This window comes from Pseudanabaena sp. UWO310 (assembly GCF_006861605.1).
Classification (GTDB): Bacteria; Cyanobacteriota; Cyanobacteriia; order Pseudanabaenales; family Pseudanabaenaceae; genus Pseudanabaena.
On sequence record NZ_SELU01000090.1, the window covers coordinates 1 to 16,616 of the forward strand.

Genomic DNA, 16,616 nt, shown 5'->3' on the forward strand with positions numbered 1-16,616 from the left:
CTGCTTACATCGATAGCATTGTTTGCCGTATCGATGTCCATTTTTTACTACTTTTTCTCCTTTACAATTTGGGCATTGCATTTTTTGTCATTGAACAACTCCAACTCTTATTTTCTAACATACTATTATTATTTATCATTATGAATATGTGCAACGCCATAATTTCTATCATCAGGATGACTGCATTGACAGCGGTTTCATGACAACATCTATATAGCTATCCTGTTTTGTTTGAGCGTTTGAATGAAATCTCCTGACCGTTTACTAATTGTCGATGATGTTCCAGACAATCTATTTCTCGTTCGCACAATTCTTGAAGAAGAAGGATATAAGATCATCACATCATCAAATGGTCACGATGCTCTAAAAATTATTGGAGCCGAGCCACCCGACTTGATTTTATTAGATGTGATGATGCCTCTGATGGATGGTTACGAAGTGACTCGTCGGATCAGAGCGATGAAAGAATTGCCTTTTATTCCAATTTTATTAATCACCGCCTACGATCGCGCAAATGCTGTCAAAGGTTTAGATCTTGGCGCAGACGAATTTATTCGTAAACCAATCGAAGCAAATGAGCTATTGGCAAGGGTACGATCGCTACTGCGGTTAAAACATAGTATTGCCGAGCGCGATCGCATCGATCGCCAAAGACAGGATTTTGTCTCACGACTGACCCACGATCTGCGCACCCCTTTAGTAGCAGCCGATCGCATGTTAGGACTTTTACAGGATGGGGTATTAGGAGAAATTTCACCCGAAATCCATGAAGCCTTAACCATCATGGGACGCAGCAATCATAATCTACTCGAAATGGTAAATAAACTGCTAGATGTTTACCGTTACGAATCAGGCAGCAAAACGATTAGTCTCCAGTCCTTAAATCTCAAGGAATTGCTCGAACAAGTCGTACAGGAACTAAAGCCGATCGCTATTTCTAAAAATCTCGAACTTAGTACGGATCTGATTAATCTTTCTGAAATTGCTGAGATTAAGGGCGATCGCCTAGAGTTGCTCCGTGTATTTAATAATTTAATTGGTAATGCCTTGAAATTTACTGAATCTGGCGGTGTACATGTTAGCCTAAAGGCAGATGCGTCCGAGGCTGTTATCGCGATCGCCGATACAGGTACGGGAATTCCCTTAGAAGAACAACCGTTTTTATTTCATAGATTTCGCCAAGGCAGCCACCAAAAACAGGGTAGCGGTCTGGGATTGTATTTATCCCATTACATTATCAATGCCCATAACGGTCGGATCTTAGTAAAGTCACCCAACCTAGACTCCCAGCAAGGTTCTACTTTCTTCGTGTATCTTCCTACAATTGCCCTATGAGTAATCACCAACTTCAATATGATACGCTCCTCAGCCACTACAGTAATCCCCTTGAAGCGATCTCCCTTCTCCGCGAATATCGCCCCTATTTCGAGTTAATTCCCAGCTTGCGCCGTCCCACCGACAGCCTGATTTCAATCCCTTTTCCTGTCGTGCAACTTACGAGCCCTAACCTGACTCACAGCCACGGACAGCTACAATGCGATCTTGCCTTAATTATGTGCGATCCTGACTGGAAAGTAAAAACTGGTCAAGAGATTTTCGTATTTATCCATCGTCCCAATGAGGACTATGCATCTCTATTAAAACGTTGGCGACAAGTGGAAGTTACGCTTGGGGAAGAATACTATTGGCTACTGCCTTGGAAACATCGGAGTATCATTAGCGATCGCGGTGAATATCATTATCCCCTCTTTGTCACCCTCGACTATTCACCAGCTCGAATTACTAAGGGTTTAGAAGGTGCATCGTTACCCCACGTCTGCGCCCCTTCTCCCGCGATCGATATACCTCCCGACATAGAAGAGAATCATGAAAATCGCATCTGCGATCCCACTCAATAAAATAGAACTAAAGAAGTTTTGCGCGAAGCAAGATACTTCTTTAGTTCTATTATTTGACTTACTTAAGATTGATAGTTGGAGTTTTGCAAAGATTAATCTCTTCTAGATCGGTACTCTTGCCATCAGCATACTCTGCTCTAACTTCAAATAAACAACCGGCCTCTGCTCCTTTATAGTCCGAACGCTTCCACTCAAAATCAGCTTTTTCGCGATCGGGAATTGGTGCTTCAAGCTCATTTTTTCCCCAATTGATGTTAGTGGGAGGAGACATATAAATTGCATTTAAGACTTTACCGCTATTATTAACAACGGAGATGCGCACTGTGTCTGGAACCTTTTCAGTTGCAGGAGCGTCAGGTGATGCGGATGCAGCGGGTGATGTAGAAGGTGACGCAGATGCGGCGGGTGATGCGGGCTTGGCAGATGCAGAAGGTGATGCGGACGCAGCGGGTGATGTAGAAGGCGACGCAGATGCCGATGGTTTAGCCGATGCCGATGCAGTTGCACTAGGAGTCGTAGCAGGTGGAGTCGCGGGGGTACAGGAACTAGCAACAAAGGAAACGCTAGCAGCGATCGCTAACTTATAGAGCAGTGATTTTTTCATAAATATTGAATGAATCCTTAAACAGAGATTTTTTTAGCCTTAGCAATTATAGATTAAAACTTAGAGCCTAGGAGTTAGGATATGTATAAACTTGATTTTTAGCCCTAGAGATAAATTAGCTGAGCGAAGTCAAAGCTCTATTTTTCTTGTATAGCCCCAATAGAGAGTTGCGGCGCGAAGCGCCGCAACTCTCTATTGGGTTTGATGTCCTGCCTTAAATGAATATAGCTATAAATGATTTAAGTAACTAGGCATAATGAAAAAACAAAACCAGAGAGCGTACCGCCCGCTACGCGGGCGGTACGCTCTTCTGAATTTTAAGTTTACTTATGCCTAGCTACTTACAGCAATTTTCGATCAAAAGAACCACAAGAAACTTTTTGAAAGTGTTGTGAAGCAACACTTTCAAAAAGTTTCTTGGTTTGGATTTGAGCGCAAAGCTCTGTAGGAATGCTATAGAGACAATTATTAACACCCAAAGCAATGTAAAATTTCCTATGAACGGACAGCTTTTAGCTTCCCAATATTAAAACTCTATAGTAAATTCATGTCTTCTCAATTGCGCGTATATGTTCCCCCCCATCCTATGATTCGTCACTGGCTTACCATAGCGCGGGAGAAACATACACCAGTCCCTTTATTTCGCACAGCGATGGCTGAAATGGGTAAATGGCTTACCTATGAAGCAGTACGTGAGTTTTTACCCGTGCAAGAAGTAACTATCGAAACTCCATTGGGAACTACCGCAGGGCAATTGATTGATAGTGCAGTTCCGCTAGCTTTTGTCCCAATCTTACGAGCAGGATTATCCATGCTTGAGGGTTGTCAAACCCTCTTGCCAACAGCAAATATCTATCATCTCGGCTTAGTGCGTAATGAGGAAACCCTCGAAGCTAGCTGCTATCTCAATCGTTTGCCAGAGAGGTTTGCCCCCCAAACCCGTATCTTTATCGTTGAACCAATGATGGCGACAGGTGGGTCGATTATCAGCACCCTAAAATTAATTACAGAACGAGGAGCGGATGCTTCTTTAATTCGGATCATTAATGCTCTTTGCGCCCCACCTGCTTTGCAGCTGATCAATCAACATTTCCCTGCGGTGCAGATCTATTCGGGCTGTATTGATGAAGTTGTCAATGAGCAAGGATGGATCGTTCCTGGATTGGGTGATGCAGGCGATCGCTCTTTTGGAACTTAAACTCACCCCAAAGATGAGTGGCGGAGCTTCTCACTGCCACTCATCTTTAGATTTAAATAACTCAAGCACTGATACAGAACCATACTTTTTATAGCTACCGCCAGTTTGGTTAGGACAAAATCAAAACCCCGAAGAGAGTTGCCGCGCTCCGCGCGGCAACTCTCTTCGGGGTTTTATGTCCTGATACAGTTGACGGCAGCTATATAAAAAAAGAACCTATAGCTGTCACCACTCGCACTAGGAAAAAGATCAAACCTCAAGAAGAGAAGATTGGCGCTTTGCGCCAACCTTCTCTTCTTGGGGTTTATATACCAAAACCAAAGAGCATACCGCCCGCTACGCGGGCGGTATGTTCTTTGGCTTTGGGTTTACTTATGTCTAAAAGCCTCAAGCAAGGGCATAAAGAAGGAGGCAACAATATCTGTTGCCTCCTTCTTTATTTGAGGAAATTAATTAATGCTTCTGCTTTTGACCATCCAGCCCCAGCTTTGATAATCTCTGAGGCAAGGTTGACCCCATCCGCCCATGTACTCGCTAAACCGCCAATCCTGAGGGCTAGCCCACTATTAAGGGCAACGCAATCAGTCTGGGCTTGAGTACCTTTGCCTTGAAGCACTGCACGCAAAATATCAGCGTTTTCTTGCACATTTCCACCCTTAAGGCTCTCAATTGGTGCATGGGTTAATCCTAATTCTTGAGGAGAGATCGCCTCTTCTGTCACTTGACCATTGCTGAGAAATGAGATATCAGTCAAATCGCCTAAACCAGCTTCATCCATACCTTCTCGACTATGTAAAACCACTGCCTGCTGAAGATTAAGCAGGCGCAATGCTTCCGCAACGGTATGGGTAAGATTGCGATGGTAAACGCCTAGAACCTGTGCTGTAGGGTACAGAGGATTAACAAGAGGTCCGATCAAGTTAAAGATAGTGCGGATTCCTAAGTTCTTGCGAATTGCGCCGACCGCCTTCATCGCTGGATGCCAACTGGGCGCAAATAGAAAAGTAATCCCTACCGCAGGTAGAGCTTCATAAATCTTGTCTGTGTTTGTCGCCAGATGAAGCCCGATCGCTTCTAGGACATCTGCCGAACCCGAACGACTAGAAACTGCACGGTTACCATGTTTGGCGACGGGTACACCTGCGGCTGCTACCACAAAAGCCACAGAGGTGGAAATATTAAAAGTCGCAGCTCCATCGCCACCAGTACCACAGGTATCAATCAGAGGTTTAGAGCGATCTACTATCGTGTCTAACTGCTGATTAAGCTGATTAAACTTTTGCCCCTCACTCTGAGATTGCAATACCATCGCCATTGCCGCCAATTCTGAAGCTTCAATTCCTTTACATTGCAAAGCCGTCAAAATTGCCCCCGATAGTTCGGGAGCGATCGCCCCTTCTAACCAACCTTGCATTAAAGTTGTAGCCTGTTCGCTGGCTAGGGATTGTCCATCAATAAGTTGCTTTAGTAGTTGAGACCAATTTTGCTCCATGATTCCCTTAATTAATGCAGTGTACTATGCTTAGGTAAGTAGCTAAGCATAAGTAAACTTAAAACCTAGAAGAGCGTACCGCCCGCTACGCGAGCGGTACGCTCTCTGGTTTTGGTTTTTAATTATGCTTAACTGCTTATTGCTTAAAAGGATACAATGCTTTGCGAATTTAATAAAAATAATTACACCGCTTTATTCTTTTTATCAAAGAGAACCAGAACCGTTTGAACGATTAGTTTTAGATCGTACCAAATGCTCCAGTTCTTGCGATATTCAATATCGTAGTTCACAACCTCAGCAAAAGTTCGCACGCTAGAACGTCCATTAACTTGCCATACTCCCGTAATTCCTGGTTTAACATCCAGACGATTCCATTCCGTATACCGTTCGTCATGGTATTCAATTTCCAGTTCGTAGGAGTTGATTTCATTAAAGGTAGGAGGACGAGTTCCTACCAAGCTCATATCACCAATTAAGACATTCCAAAATTGCGGAAATTCGTCAATACTGGTTTTTCTTAAAAATTTACCAATTTTAGTTACGCGCGGATCGTCAGCATTCTTAAAAAATTTGTCGCCAGAACTTAGATTGTCGCTAATAGCCGTCGCCGATGCTGAATTTGCATCAATTTGATTGGCTACTTTGGTTTTGAGCTGTTCCGCATTCTTGACCATAGAGCGAAACTTCCAGATACGAAAGGGTTTGCTGAGTAAGCCGCAACGAACTTGTCCAAACAAAATCTCACCTTTGCTTTCGGTCATAATGGCGATCGCAATGGGGATAAAGACAATGGCAGTAAAACTTAAGCCAATTAACGAGCCAATGATATCAATGAGTCTTTTGATCGGATTGCGTACCGAAGGATGAACGGGAACACTGGGATCAATGTCAATAAAGGGGAAGAAGAACTTTAAGATGGGATAAAAGACCCTCAGAAAAGGAATTTGTTTTAACAATCGCTGAGTGCGAAATAGAAACAAGCCAAACTTCGTAATATTCCTTACTTTAGTCCTCTGGATAGAATTAGGAACGCGAAAGGTATTGCTAGCTTTTTCGATGACAAATAAATTACCCAACGAAGAAAGCCCGATCAAAGCGCTCACTGCATCACTCACGCTCCAGAGAACCAATTCTGTCTCATTAAGGATGGCGATTCTCAAACAATTAGTCAAGGCTCCTAATCCCGCACTATCCATCACAGTAGTATGACTCATATCGATCACAATCTTCTGATAGGATTCCTCTTTATTGCAGATAGCCTGAAAATTAAGAAGAAATTCTCTAGCCGTGGAAAACATAAACTTTTCTGGACTAAATATAAAGGCAATCTCATCAAAGGTAACGATCGAAGGTTGCTTGTAATCTCGGCTGGGCTTATTATTCAACTCAGTTAGATCCTTACTAACTGGGATATAAATAGCTTGAGGATAGAGATTAGCGATCGCTTCACTTCTAACCACAATCAGATCGAGAACACGGAGTTTCATCAATAGCCAAGCTGTAAAACTGACATTTTGGAAACGGGTTTTAGATTCGATGTAAACAACTTTACTGCGGCAAACCCATCGAGCAGTTAATAGATAGGGAACCGAAAAACCTGAGCCCGTAGAAACTACTAAGTCTGGCTTTTGAGAAGGAACGACTTTAAGTGCTAGGAATAAGTTACGGATAAAATTTCCTAAATTATTTTTTACAGGGATATATCCCCAGTATTTTCTAGTATCTTCAATTTCCCTTTCCGTAGTACTATTTCTAACCGATACCCATAGGCGATCGCTATAATTACCCCAAAATTCTTTCAGGCTTTGCATATAGCGAAAATAACCACCCGCAGCACAAACTAGCATTAGTTTCTGGGGGTGATATCGATTTTTTAGATATTCACATAGTTGGGATTCGTTGACTTCAGGAACTACCGTCGAAGTTTGTTGCAGTTTAATAAATTTGACTAAATCTCCAGGCGATCTGGCGATCGCAATCCCTCGAAGTTCAAAATCATCAGCAACCTCCATTTGATGATTATCAATATATTCTCGAAATCTCTGTAAACGTGGTACGAGAACATAGGGAATGTCTTTATCTTCTAATAACTGAGCAATGCCCTCATCGCAATGACTAATGATCAGACTGGCGCGATCGACAAAATATAAAAAATCTTGCTCTGTCAGATTCCTGTAGGCTTTGGTTCCATCGGGAAAATAAGTTGAAAAACCATACTGCACCAAGATCTCTTCATTAATTAGTTGATACTTGAGCAATAGTTCGATCCAATGCATAAGAGCATTGAATTGATATTGTTCTGTGCCAACAGTGACTAAAAGCATCTTTAAAGCCTGACTAAAATCTTAACTCAGCACTTTTCAATGTTGAAAGTAACTCAATAAATTAGAGTATAGTGCTTTAAACTGACACTAAGTTTATCAAGCATTACAATAAAAAATGTAATAAATTTTAAAACTTGCAGATTTATGCCAAAAGCTATTTGGAATGGTGTGGTGCTTGCTGAAAGCGATCGCTGTGAAGTCGTCGAAGGAAATCAGTATTTCCCTGAGGATTCTTTAAATTTAGAGTATTTCAAACCCAGTACCACTCACACGACTTGTGGCTGGAAAGGGGTAGCAAGCTATTACAGCATTGAAGTAAATGGTGAAACTAATAAAGATGCGGCTTGGTATTATCCAGAACCCAAGGATGCCGCCAAACAAATTAAAGGACATGTTGCCTTTTGGCGTGGCGTAAAAGTCCAGTCCTGATCAGTAAATAGGAGCCTGTAGCGATCGCTACAGGCTCCTATTTACCTTCCTCCTGAAAGTGTTGCGGCGCGAAGTGCCGCAACGCTTTCAGGCTCACTTAAGTATTGACCGCTTTAATATGAGCTTGGCGCGAGATCGGTGAATTAACGCGATGGAGAGCACTCCTAGGTAAAACTCGCAATATCTCTTCCGTTGTAGTTGTGCCAGAATTCAGCTTATTAATTGCCGCTAGTCGGAAGGAATGAAAATCAATCTCGTTGAGGTAGCGATTCATTTGGGAGATCGTCCCTTCATAGATCATTTGCCGAAAAGCATCGTCAATATCGATCAGCTCGACGATCGCTTCGCGCCCAATATAGCCCGTGAAGAAACATTTATCGCATCCTTTGCCCTTGCGCCAACGACCGATATCGATATCTTCGCGTTCGAGTCTGAGGGCTTGCAATTCTGCTCCAGTGGGATGATGGGGCGCAGAACAATGGGGGCAATTTTTACGGACGAGACGCTGGGCAACTACTCCCAACAAAGCATCGCTGATAAGTCCGGGATCGGGACCTAAATCCTTGAGGCGAGGGATCGCACTAGCGGCATCGTTAGTATGCATTGTGGATAGGACAAGATGCCCAGTCAAAGCTGCTCTCACAACGGTTTCTGCCGTTTCGGGATCGCGCACTTCTCCTACCATGACAATATCGGGATCCTGTCGCAAGATTGCTCGCAGCCCCGCCGCAAAGGTCATGCCTGCGGGTTCACAAACTTGAGTTTGGGTAATGTTTGGCAGGATATATTCAACGGGATCCTCCACCGTAATCACGTTGACATGTTCTTGAGCGATCGCCTGCAAACTGGTATATAGGGTACTGGTTTTGCCCGAGCCAGTGGGACCTGTCATGATGATTAGCCCTTGGGGTTGCCTTAGCCAATTGTCATAGATTTTGAGGGCGCGATCGCTAAATCCCAAACATTCCAGATGACTAGAAAAAGGATTATCGCGGGGCAATAGGCGAATGACCGCTTTTTCTCCGCAGACGCAGGGCAGAGTACTCACCCGCATATCGAGATTGAGATGTAAGCTTTCATCACTGGTATATTCTTTGCCGATGCGACCATCCTGAGGACGACGGCTATCGGCAATATCCATATCCGACATGACCTTTAACGCCACAATGATTTTGCGACTGATCTCAAGGGGTAAGGTTTTGATATCGCGCAAAATCCCGTCAATCCGATAACGAACGCGCAACCCCCTAGGTGTGGGCTCTAGGTGAATATCGCTAGCTCGATGTTGGAGGGCGATGGAAATGAGTGCATTAATCCGCCGCGTCTGATCGACAGCCTGAGATAAATACAGATCGGTCACTTCGCCAATATCAACTTGCTCGGCTTCACCTGTGAGGGGATTGATCGCCTGTGCTGAGTGAATTTGATTGGGATTAGGGATATTTTGGCGGCGAAACCACTTGCGATAGCTATCACTAGAAATCGCGATCGCTTTGACATCGGTCAAAATGCGATCTCCGATCATTTTGATATCTTCATTGGTAAGAGTCTGGGGACTACCTATATAAAAACAATTGCGCCACAGTAATAATGGGATCACTGGAGGCAAAATACTACGGTCTTCAAATTCGCGAAAAAATCGATAGTTTAGCTCTTGGTCTAGCCAATTTAGATGTACATTTCCATCAATATCAATAAGAAACTGCAAAGCCTCTTCGCAGGATGCAATATTGCCATGCCGTAAACGTTTCCAAACTGATTCCCCAACTGACTGTGTTTGACTCATTCCCGTTAGCCCACTATTGAACTTGCCAATATACTATCAGCAATTAAAGGCAATGCTTAGCGATCAGTAGCTGGGCATAATTAAAATCCAGATAAAAAACCTGTGGCGTACGCGCAGCGTGCGCCACAGGTTTTTAGGTTTTATATTTATAGCTGCCGCCAACTGTATCAGGACATAAAACCCCAAAGAGAGTTGCCGCGCGGAGCGCGGCAACTCTCTTTGGGGTTTTGATTTTGTCCTAACAAAACTGGCGGCAGCTATAATTGCGCCTAGCTACAAAAATAGACATACAGAACCAAGAATTAGCGTTGCGGCGTTTCGCGCCGCAACGCTAATTTTTCACTGGGAAGGGAGTAACCATTGGGTAAGCTCTTTTAGAAACAGCTAGTCATATTTCTTGTTGAACTGTTTTTTTGCCTGTTCGTAAACCTCAATAGTGATGGGATTTAGACCATTGTCCTGAGCATATTTTTCAATCTTTTTAAAAGCAAAAGGACGGACAAAAAAAGGAATATCCTTGAGCTTAGCTTCCGCCTCAGGAGTCCATGTAATCTTTTCACTCATTGCGTCTTAGGTTTTGGTTTTAGGTTTTGGTTTTACGAAACAAATTTTAACCTATGCGATCGCTAGAAAGCTCTGCAACTAAAGGTAAAACTTCATCACACCAAGTAATCCAGCCCTGCTCGAAGATAATCCCTCGGCGCAAAGTTAAGTAGGCAAAGCGGCTCGCTCTGCTGCAAGATTGCAGATCGCTAAAAAAGTTGCGCTCGATCGCCTGATAAATTTCCAGTTGTTGCTGATGTAGTTGGCGATGCTCCTGAATTTGATTAATAATTTCTGCTTCAGGAACGAGATAGCCAGCATAAATTTTAAGCAAAAATTCATCCTTGACGGTGGCAACTTCGCTGGATTGCAATAACCATGTTTTCAGATGCGACAGCCCTAAATCCGTAACTGAAAATATCTTTTTGTCAGGTCTTCCCTCTTGAGCGATCGCTTCGGCAGCGATCCAATTTTGCTGATCTAGTTTCGTTAATTCCCGATAAATCTGTTGGTGGGTCGCCTGCCAGAAAAATCCTACCGACCCATCAAATTGTTTAGCGAGATCGTAACCACTTTTCGGTTCGCAAATCAAAGAAACCATGATGGCATGAGCAAGAGACATAGGTTTGAAATTTATTTGAACTGGGATTGACATACTCACTTAGTTGAGTATACATTATTTAGTATATTCAACTAAGTGAATAATAACCTAGTTGAATATAAATAAAGTTTAAAAGTAAGGCTTGCTTTTAGGGCAAGAACCTTGAAGGAGGAAACGTAAAATAAAGCTATGAGTAAGAAAATCTTGATTTTACAAGGACATCCCAACCCCGACAGCTATTGTTTTGCCCTTGCCGAAGCCTATAAAAGGGCAGCGATCGCCTCTGGTGCGGAAGTCCGTGAGTTGGTCGTCAATGACTTGAAATTTAATTTCAATCCACCCGAATATAGATCCAAACTAATTCCCGAACTCGAAGAGGATGTACTGAAAGCCCAAGATGAAATTCGTTGGGCGGAACATCTAGTTTTTGTCTATCCGACTTGGTGGGGAACGATGCCCACGTTGCTGAAAGCATTTATCGATCGCGTGTTTACCTCAGGATTTGCTTTCAAATATCGTCAAGATTCTATTTGGTGGGATCGTCTTCTCAAAGGCAAAAGTGCCAGATTAATTGTCACTATGGACGCGCCCCCTTGGTATTACCGATTTGTCAATGGTAGCCCAGGGCATAAGGCGATGAAAAACACAATTCTGGAATTTTGTGGTGTCAAACCAGTAAAAATCACTACCATTGGTAGCGTTAAAACTTCCAATCTAGCCCAAAGACAGAAGTGGCTAAATCAAATAGGAAATTTAGGAAATCAACATTTATGAACATCATCGACCCTGATCAAGTCCCCATTCGTAAAGGTTCTAACTATCCCGATCGCTTTAAGCCCGTTGTCGCTGGGCGCGAAAAAAAACGTTTAGGCGATGCGGCAGGCATAAAGAACTTTGGCGTAAATTTAACCACCCTCGCACCACAATCTCGTTCGGCACTTCGTCACTGGCATACAAAGCAAGATGAGTTTATCTACATCCTATCGGGAGAATTAACCCTGATTACCGATGAAGGTGAATCTATTTTAAAAGCTGGTCAAGCGGCAGGATTCCCTGCGGGTGAGGCAAATGGACATTGCCTTTACAATCACTCCGATACAGTGGCAACCTACCTAGAAATTGGCGATCGCCTTCCCAACGACGCAGGAAATTATCCCGATGACGATCTTGTCGCGATCTCGACCGAACAGGGCTGGCAATTTACCCATAAAGATGGAATTCCTTATCAATCTTAGTGACACAAAACCATGAACATACCGCAAATGCTTCAATGGCAGTGGAATGGTTACCCGCACAATCACAACTCAAGGGAGAACCTGCTTCTCCATATTATCTTAGTTCCTTTATTCCTTGTGGCAAATCTTGGACTGGTGATCGCAATCCTGAATGGTTCCCTAATGGCTGCCATTGGTTACATCGGGCTGATGATTTTATCGATATCGATGCAAGGCAAAGGGCATAGCCTTGAGGAACATACCGCCGAACCTTTTTCCAGTCCAATCAATGGGATCATGCGAATCTTTTTGGAGCAATGGATTACATTTCCTCGGTTTGTCTTATCTGGACATTGGTTTCAAGCCTTACAGAGTTCTAAGAAAAGACAATTACCCTAAGCCATTCCAGATTTCTAGAGATTCCCCATTTACGGCAAAAATACCTCAACAATCCTATCAACCAACGGAATTAAATCATGACTGCAACTATTTCAAATTCAAAATCGGCATCTTGGGCAAAGGCGATCGCTAAACCAGCGCAGGAATTCCCTCTCACAAACCTCTCGACCATCTCTGGCAAGATTCCCGCAAATCTCAAAGGTTCTCTTTACCGCAATGGTCCCGCGAGGCTAGAACGTGGTGAATTTACTGTGGGACATTGGTTTGATGGCGATGGCGCGATTCTTGCGGTGCATTTTGCCGATGGACAAGCAAGAGCCACCTATCGCTATGTGCAAACTGAAGGATATTTAATTGAAGAAAAAGCCGATAAATTGATCTTTGGCAATTACGGCATGACCGCTACAGGCTCGTGGCTGCAACGCTTTGGCAAGTCTTCTAAAAATGTGGCAAACACTTCTGTCCTAGCCTTACCCGACAAGCTTCTAGCACTATGGGAAGGAGGATTGCCCCATGCTTTAGATTTAGAAACCCTCGAAACCTACGGATTAGAAAATCTCGAAGGATTACAGAAGCATTTGCCCTATTCCGCTCACCCCAAACGCGATCCCCAAACAGGGGAAATTTTTAATTTTGGAGTTTCCTATGGCAAGAATGCGACTTTACATATCTATCGGAGCGATCGTCACGGCAATCTCATTACCAAGAATCAGACAATCTTGACTGGACTATCGATGATCCATGATTTTGTCCTCGCAGGAGATTATTTGATTTTCTGCATACCACCCCTGCGGATGAATCCATTTCCAGTGCTACTGAATTTAAAAAGCTACAGCGATTCCTTAGATTGGAAGCCTGAAGAGGGAACGGAAATTTTAGTATTCGATCGCCACAACCTTGAATTAGTCAGTCGCAATATTGTCGAGCCTTGGTTTCAGTGGCACTTTGGTAATGGCTATAGCGATCGCGATGGCAATGTGGTCTTTGACCTGATTCGCTATGAGGACTTTACGACTAATCAATTCCTCAAGGAAGTTGCTTCAGGGCATACTAAAACCAAGGCTCAGGGAACCTTTTGGCAAATGCGGCTCAACCCCAAAACGGGAGAATTCCTTGAAACTGCTCAGCTAATGGATCGCGGTTCGGAATTTCCGATGGTCGCACCTGCCGAAGTTGGGCAATTTTCTCGCTACACCTATCTCTCTGTCCGAAAATCAGCAACTCCCCAAACCGAACTGTTTAATGCGATCGCTCGTTATGATCGTCAGACCAATACTCTGGCTGAAACCGATCTTGGTACAAATTGCTATCCAATGGAACCAATTTTCGCTCCCGATTTGACCCGTCCCGACCGTGGCTATGTGATTACCGTTGTCTTTGATGGCGATCGCGAAAGTTCAGAAGTATGGGTATTTGATAGCGATCGCTTAGACTCCGAGCCAGTTTGTCGTTTAGCTTTACCCAGTATCGTGCCGATGGGTTTTCACGGCACTTGGCGATCCTAAAATAGTATCAAGTTAAGAAATGGCTACGCCATTTCTTAACTTGAAAACCCTTACTATAGCTATCGCCAAATGTACTAGGACATAAACCCCAAGAATTGACTGGCGGCGCAAAGCGCCGCCAGTCAATTCTTGGGGTTTGATTTGTCATAATTCAAGTGACTGTAGCTATATAATACCAATTTCCAAAATGGGAACACCATTTTGGGATTAAGCCCCTTGGCTGTTCTCCAGTCAAGGTAATCGCTACAATTGGTATAAAATCATTCAATGACGTTAGATTAACTTTCTATCTCGAAATCTAACAAAGTTGTTGATATTACAAGATGCCACCAAGGTTACAGGTCAAAAACGAGGATTGCTCGCCGCTAGGGCTATACGTTCTTCAATATTTAGAAGAGCAAGACATTAGTATGAATCATCTCGCGGAGTTGACAGGCGTACCTCAACCAAGACTGCGAGGAGCCTGCTTTAAAGGTACTTGCCCGACTCCAGAGACTTTAAGAAAATTAGCTAAAATCATGGGGAAGCATCACTTAGAGCTTTACACTTTGGCTTATCAGGGGCGGATCGAGCAAGTTCCCGAAGATGTAGACGATAATTTACTTGATATCCTCATCAGACAAATGTTGGAAACTGCGAGGGAACTTAATCTGGCGATGCCCAAGGTTCAGCCCTCCAAAGCTAAAATTCGGAAAGCACTAATGGAGCTAGGATTTAGGGAAAAGCGCGAAGAAATTCCCTAGAAAAATTTATCGCCAGATACTCTCAACTCAAAATATATAGGCGGCGCTTCGCGCCGCCTATATATTTTGAGTTGGGATGCTGTGCAAGAGATGGCTATTTAATTAATCATTGGCATTCTCAATCGTTGTTGCCAATTGCTCAAAGCGACGAGGATCGCCCTCGCTAGACTTATCCAAGCGCTCTTGACGTTTTATTTCATAGAGCTTATTTAAAATATCTTGCCAATCGTTAGAAGTTAATGGCGATTCCCGATCAGCGATCGCCTGTTGGCGATCGGGATGAGCAACGTGGGGGGAATTAAGTTGTTGCAATCTTTGCTCAAGCCTTTGCTGGGCTAGCCAGACACGCCCACGAATCGCCAAAACTTCATCATTGCAGGACATGATATTCAATTGGGTTTTGATTGCCGATCGCCATAGAGGTTTCATAGGCGCGATCGCGATCCCTAAAGACTCTAAACCCACCACCGATGCATAGCGTACTACCCATTCCTCATCCTGTTGGGCGACAAATAGGAGTGCTTCTAAGGCTTCTTCTTGGGCGACCTCCCGCAATTCATCGGGAAACCAATGCCATTTCATCGCCCCTAAGCCCTTCACCGCCGCACGCCTTACGCTAAAGGCAAAATCAGCCGTCGCCACTCCTAACAGAGTTACCAACCCGCGTGGATCGCCAATCCCCGCCAGAGCCCGAATCGCCCATGCCCTAGCCGTATAGTTATGCATATCTAGCAGTTCCAGTAGAGGCGGAACCGACGCACTCCCCAGTAAAATCAATCCATCCACCGATGCCACCGCTGCCCCAGGATTATTGTAACTAAGGGCTTCGATTAAAACTGGAATTGCACCTTCTAACCTCGCTGCTGCCAAATTTTGGACGGCCTCGAGTAATAGCTTAGAGGAATCTGCTTCTTCTACAGCTTGAATGAGTTGGGAAAGGCGATCGGTCATAGGATAGAGGAGATAGGGCGCTTGCGATTCTTTACTTTACAATAAATCATCCATTAGTGCCATGACCCTAATTGCGCCATCGGTCAGTTCGGGGGGAATTGCTAAGGGGATTTGTTTTTCCAATAATCCCTTAAGCGAAATTAGCTTCAAACTGTTTTCAGCCATGGTATTACTAATCGCTTCGGCAGCTCCTAAATAACCGATCGCCCCCAAGTCTGAAAGAACCGTACGCCGCAGTTGTAAATCCTTATTAGAGAGGGCGGCAACTAAGCGATCGCCATATTGATTTGCCTCGTCTGCTGCTGAAAGTTGATACATAGCCCGCGCCGCCGCATATTGCACCTTGGGCGTAGGATGCTCCAAAAAAGGCAAAATATCAGGAATTGCTTCTACTGCCCCTAAGGTTCCTAAAGCTTCTAGAAATGCATCGTAGGGATGTTCTGGCTCCGAGTCAGTGCTGGTTTGGAGATTGGGATTTTTGATTAATTCCACCAATTTAGATAGACAAGAACGATCTCCCAGCATTTCCAAGGATTGAGCAGCAGCCTCACGGACGTAAAAGTCTTCGCATTCCAGCGACTCGATCAGTGCTGGTACGGCGCGGCGATCGCCTAATTTGCCCAAGGCTCTTGCGGCATTACGTCGCAAGGGATATCCCCCCGCCTCAGTGCGATCGGCTTCATCGGCTAAAGCTAGAATCAAGAGATCGATCGCCTCTGGGACATTGACCCGAAAGCGCCCCAACCACCAAGCCGCATAAATCCGCAAGCCTAAGTCTTCACATTGCAGATTAATCAAAGCCTGTTCGATGGTTAATTGGTTATCATCTGAAATTTCAGATTCTGGATTCATAATTTAAGAATATCTTTGGCTAAGTAAATGGGCTTAATTAAATATAAAACCATAAAACCTGCGGCGCACGCTGCGCG

The 16,616-nt window shown here is 44.0% G+C and carries 19 protein-coding genes; 11 read left to right on the plus strand and 8 right to left on the minus strand.

Annotated elements, in window-relative coordinates; genetic code table 11:
• Nucleotides 1–243 precede the first annotated feature (243 nt).
• Both PseudUWO310_RS21225 and PseudUWO310_RS21230 read left to right on the plus strand, forming a co-directional pair.
• A complete protein-coding gene (locus PseudUWO310_RS21225; protein WP_143190361.1) occupies nt 244–1,335 on the plus strand; it encodes a sensor histidine kinase in 1,092 nt (363 codons plus the stop codon).
• On the plus strand, nt 1,332–1,898 hold the full coding sequence (locus PseudUWO310_RS21230; protein WP_143190362.1) for a hypothetical protein: 567 nt from the start codon (nt 1,332–1,334) through the stop codon (nt 1,896–1,898). Before PseudUWO310_RS21225 ends, PseudUWO310_RS21230 begins: the two co-directional genes overlap by 4 nt.
• 58 nt (nt 1,899–1,956) lie before the next feature.
• Here the strand turns inward: PseudUWO310_RS21230 and PseudUWO310_RS23100 are convergent, their stop codons facing one another.
• Nucleotides 1,957–2,169 carry a hypothetical protein gene (locus PseudUWO310_RS23100; protein WP_190316107.1) on the minus strand — a complete coding sequence of 71 codons (213 nt, stop codon included), beginning with the start codon at nt 2,167–2,169 and terminating at the stop codon, nt 1,957–1,959.
• Between the two features lie 52 nt (nt 2,170–2,221).
• On the opposite strand from PseudUWO310_RS23100, the gene PseudUWO310_RS23105 reads away from it, so the two are divergent.
• Together PseudUWO310_RS23105 and upp are read left to right on the plus strand one after the other, a co-directional pair.
• A complete protein-coding gene (locus PseudUWO310_RS23105; RefSeq protein WP_190316108.1) occupies nt 2,222–2,485 on the plus strand; it encodes a hypothetical protein in 264 nt (87 codons plus the stop codon).
• Between the two features lie 564 nt (nt 2,486–3,049).
• Complete coding sequence (upp, locus tag PseudUWO310_RS21240; protein WP_143190363.1) at nt 3,050–3,700, plus strand: uracil phosphoribosyltransferase; 651 nt, start codon at nt 3,050–3,052, stop codon at nt 3,698–3,700.
• A 436-nt stretch (nt 3,701–4,136) separates the two neighbouring features.
• On the opposite strand, the gene trpD is transcribed toward upp, so the two are convergent.
• Both trpD and PseudUWO310_RS21250 read right to left on the minus strand, forming a co-directional pair.
• On the minus strand, nt 4,137–5,192 hold the full coding sequence (trpD, locus tag PseudUWO310_RS21245; RefSeq protein ID WP_143190364.1) for an anthranilate phosphoribosyltransferase: 1,056 nt from the start codon (nt 5,190–5,192) through the stop codon (nt 4,137–4,139).
• A gap of 182 nt (nt 5,193–5,374) precedes the next feature.
• Nucleotides 5,375–7,516 carry a sugar transferase gene (locus tag PseudUWO310_RS21250; RefSeq protein ID WP_143190365.1) on the minus strand — a complete coding sequence of 714 codons (2,142 nt, stop codon included), beginning with the start codon at nt 7,514–7,516 and terminating at the stop codon, nt 5,375–5,377.
• 144 nt (nt 7,517–7,660) lie between these two features.
• Between PseudUWO310_RS21250 and PseudUWO310_RS21255 the strand changes: the two genes are divergently transcribed.
• The gene (locus tag PseudUWO310_RS21255; RefSeq protein WP_143190366.1) at nt 7,661–7,945 is read left to right on the plus strand and encodes a DUF427 domain-containing protein; all 285 of its coding nucleotides are present in this window, start codon (nt 7,661–7,663) and stop codon (nt 7,943–7,945) included.
• Between the two features lie 97 nt (nt 7,946–8,042).
• Here PseudUWO310_RS21255 and PseudUWO310_RS21260 read toward each other — a convergent pair whose 3' ends face one another.
• The 3 genes from PseudUWO310_RS21260 to PseudUWO310_RS21270 form a co-directional block, all read right to left on the minus strand.
• A complete protein-coding gene (locus PseudUWO310_RS21260; RefSeq protein ID WP_143190367.1) occupies nt 8,043–9,731 on the minus strand; it encodes a GspE/PulE family protein in 1,689 nt (562 codons plus the stop codon).
• 384 nt (nt 9,732–10,115) lie between these two features.
• A complete protein-coding gene (locus PseudUWO310_RS21265; RefSeq protein ID WP_009628322.1) occupies nt 10,116–10,295 on the minus strand; it encodes a PCP reductase family protein in 180 nt (59 codons plus the stop codon).
• Between the two features lie 46 nt (nt 10,296–10,341).
• Complete coding sequence (locus PseudUWO310_RS21270; RefSeq protein WP_143190368.1) at nt 10,342–10,896, minus strand: PadR family transcriptional regulator; 555 nt, start codon at nt 10,894–10,896, stop codon at nt 10,342–10,344.
• A gap of 168 nt (nt 10,897–11,064) precedes the next feature.
• On the opposite strand from PseudUWO310_RS21270, the gene PseudUWO310_RS21275 reads away from it, so the two are divergent.
• From PseudUWO310_RS21275 to PseudUWO310_RS21295, 6 genes are all read left to right on the plus strand, one after another.
• Entirely contained in the window at nt 11,065–11,649 is a 585-nt protein-coding gene (locus tag PseudUWO310_RS21275) for an NAD(P)H-dependent oxidoreductase (protein ID WP_143190369.1), read from the plus strand.
• Complete coding sequence (locus PseudUWO310_RS21280; RefSeq protein WP_143190370.1) at nt 11,646–12,110, plus strand: cupin domain-containing protein; 465 nt, start codon at nt 11,646–11,648, stop codon at nt 12,108–12,110. Before PseudUWO310_RS21275 ends, PseudUWO310_RS21280 begins: the two co-directional genes overlap by 4 nt.
• Complete coding sequence (locus tag PseudUWO310_RS23110; RefSeq protein ID WP_190316109.1) at nt 12,110–12,337, plus strand: hypothetical protein; 228 nt, start codon at nt 12,110–12,112, stop codon at nt 12,335–12,337. Before PseudUWO310_RS21280 ends, PseudUWO310_RS23110 begins: the two co-directional genes overlap by 1 nt.
• A 41-nt stretch (nt 12,338–12,378) precedes the next feature.
• Nucleotides 12,379–12,621: a hypothetical protein gene (locus PseudUWO310_RS23115; protein WP_190316110.1), complete on the plus strand. Its 243-nt coding sequence runs from the start codon at nt 12,379–12,381 to the stop codon at nt 12,619–12,621.
• Complete coding sequence (locus PseudUWO310_RS21290; RefSeq protein WP_143190372.1) at nt 12,566–13,993, plus strand: carotenoid oxygenase family protein; 1,428 nt, start codon at nt 12,566–12,568, stop codon at nt 13,991–13,993. The genes PseudUWO310_RS23115 and PseudUWO310_RS21290 overlap by 56 nt, the downstream gene beginning before the upstream one ends.
• 323 nt (nt 13,994–14,316) lie before the next feature.
• On the plus strand, nt 14,317–14,736 hold the full coding sequence (locus PseudUWO310_RS21295) for a helix-turn-helix domain-containing protein (RefSeq protein WP_009627664.1): 420 nt from the start codon (nt 14,317–14,319) through the stop codon (nt 14,734–14,736).
• A 102-nt stretch (nt 14,737–14,838) separates the two neighbouring features.
• Here the strand turns inward: PseudUWO310_RS21295 and PseudUWO310_RS21300 are convergent, their stop codons facing one another.
• Nucleotides 14,839–15,687, minus strand: a complete 849-nt coding sequence (locus PseudUWO310_RS21300) for a HEAT repeat domain-containing protein (protein ID WP_143190373.1) — start codon at nt 15,685–15,687, stop codon at nt 14,839–14,841.
• 36 nt (nt 15,688–15,723) lie between these two features.
• Nucleotides 15,724–16,539, minus strand: a complete 816-nt coding sequence (locus PseudUWO310_RS21305) for a HEAT repeat domain-containing protein (RefSeq protein WP_143190374.1) — start codon at nt 16,537–16,539, stop codon at nt 15,724–15,726.
• Nucleotides 16,540–16,616 lie beyond the last annotated feature (77 nt).

What these genes read in the sequence shown, in the direction of transcription:
- trpD (WP_143190364.1), bottom strand. Translation starts at nt 5,192, where the DNA reads ATGGAGCAAAATTGGTCTCAACTACTAAAGCAACTTATTGATGGACAA.
- upp (WP_143190363.1), top strand. Translation starts at nt 3,050, where the DNA reads ATGTCTTCTCAATTGCGCGTATATGTTCCCCCCCATCCTATGATTCGT.
- PseudUWO310_RS21280 (WP_143190370.1), top strand. Translation starts at nt 11,646, where the DNA reads ATGAACATCATCGACCCTGATCAAGTCCCCATTCGTAAAGGTTCTAAC.
- PseudUWO310_RS21305 (WP_143190374.1), bottom strand. Translation starts at nt 16,539, where the DNA reads ATGAATCCAGAATCTGAAATTTCAGATGATAACCAATTAACCATCGAA.
- PseudUWO310_RS23115 (WP_190316110.1), top strand. Translation starts at nt 12,379, where the DNA reads ATGGGATCATGCGAATCTTTTTGGAGCAATGGATTACATTTCCTCGGT.
- PseudUWO310_RS21290 (WP_143190372.1), top strand. Translation starts at nt 12,566, where the DNA reads ATGACTGCAACTATTTCAAATTCAAAATCGGCATCTTGGGCAAAGGCG.
- PseudUWO310_RS23100 (WP_190316107.1), bottom strand. Translation starts at nt 2,169, where the DNA reads ATGTCTCCTCCCACTAACATCAATTGGGGAAAAAATGAGCTTGAAGCA.
- PseudUWO310_RS21225 (WP_143190361.1), top strand. Translation starts at nt 244, where the DNA reads ATGAAATCTCCTGACCGTTTACTAATTGTCGATGATGTTCCAGACAAT.
- PseudUWO310_RS21250 (WP_143190365.1), bottom strand. Translation starts at nt 7,516, where the DNA reads ATGCTTTTAGTCACTGTTGGCACAGAACAATATCAATTCAATGCTCTT.
- PseudUWO310_RS21230 (WP_143190362.1), top strand. Translation starts at nt 1,332, where the DNA reads ATGAGTAATCACCAACTTCAATATGATACGCTCCTCAGCCACTACAGT.
- PseudUWO310_RS21300 (WP_143190373.1), bottom strand. Translation starts at nt 15,687, where the DNA reads ATGACCGATCGCCTTTCCCAACTCATTCAAGCTGTAGAAGAAGCAGAT.
- PseudUWO310_RS21295 (WP_009627664.1), top strand. Translation starts at nt 14,317, where the DNA reads ATGCCACCAAGGTTACAGGTCAAAAACGAGGATTGCTCGCCGCTAGGG.
- PseudUWO310_RS21275 (WP_143190369.1), top strand. Translation starts at nt 11,065, where the DNA reads ATGAGTAAGAAAATCTTGATTTTACAAGGACATCCCAACCCCGACAGC.
- PseudUWO310_RS21270 (WP_143190368.1), bottom strand. Translation starts at nt 10,896, where the DNA reads ATGTCTCTTGCTCATGCCATCATGGTTTCTTTGATTTGCGAACCGAAA.
- PseudUWO310_RS21265 (WP_009628322.1), bottom strand. Translation starts at nt 10,295, where the DNA reads ATGAGTGAAAAGATTACATGGACTCCTGAGGCGGAAGCTAAGCTCAAG.
- PseudUWO310_RS21260 (WP_143190367.1), bottom strand. Translation starts at nt 9,731, where the DNA reads ATGAGTCAAACACAGTCAGTTGGGGAATCAGTTTGGAAACGTTTACGG.
- PseudUWO310_RS21255 (WP_143190366.1), top strand. Translation starts at nt 7,661, where the DNA reads ATGCCAAAAGCTATTTGGAATGGTGTGGTGCTTGCTGAAAGCGATCGC.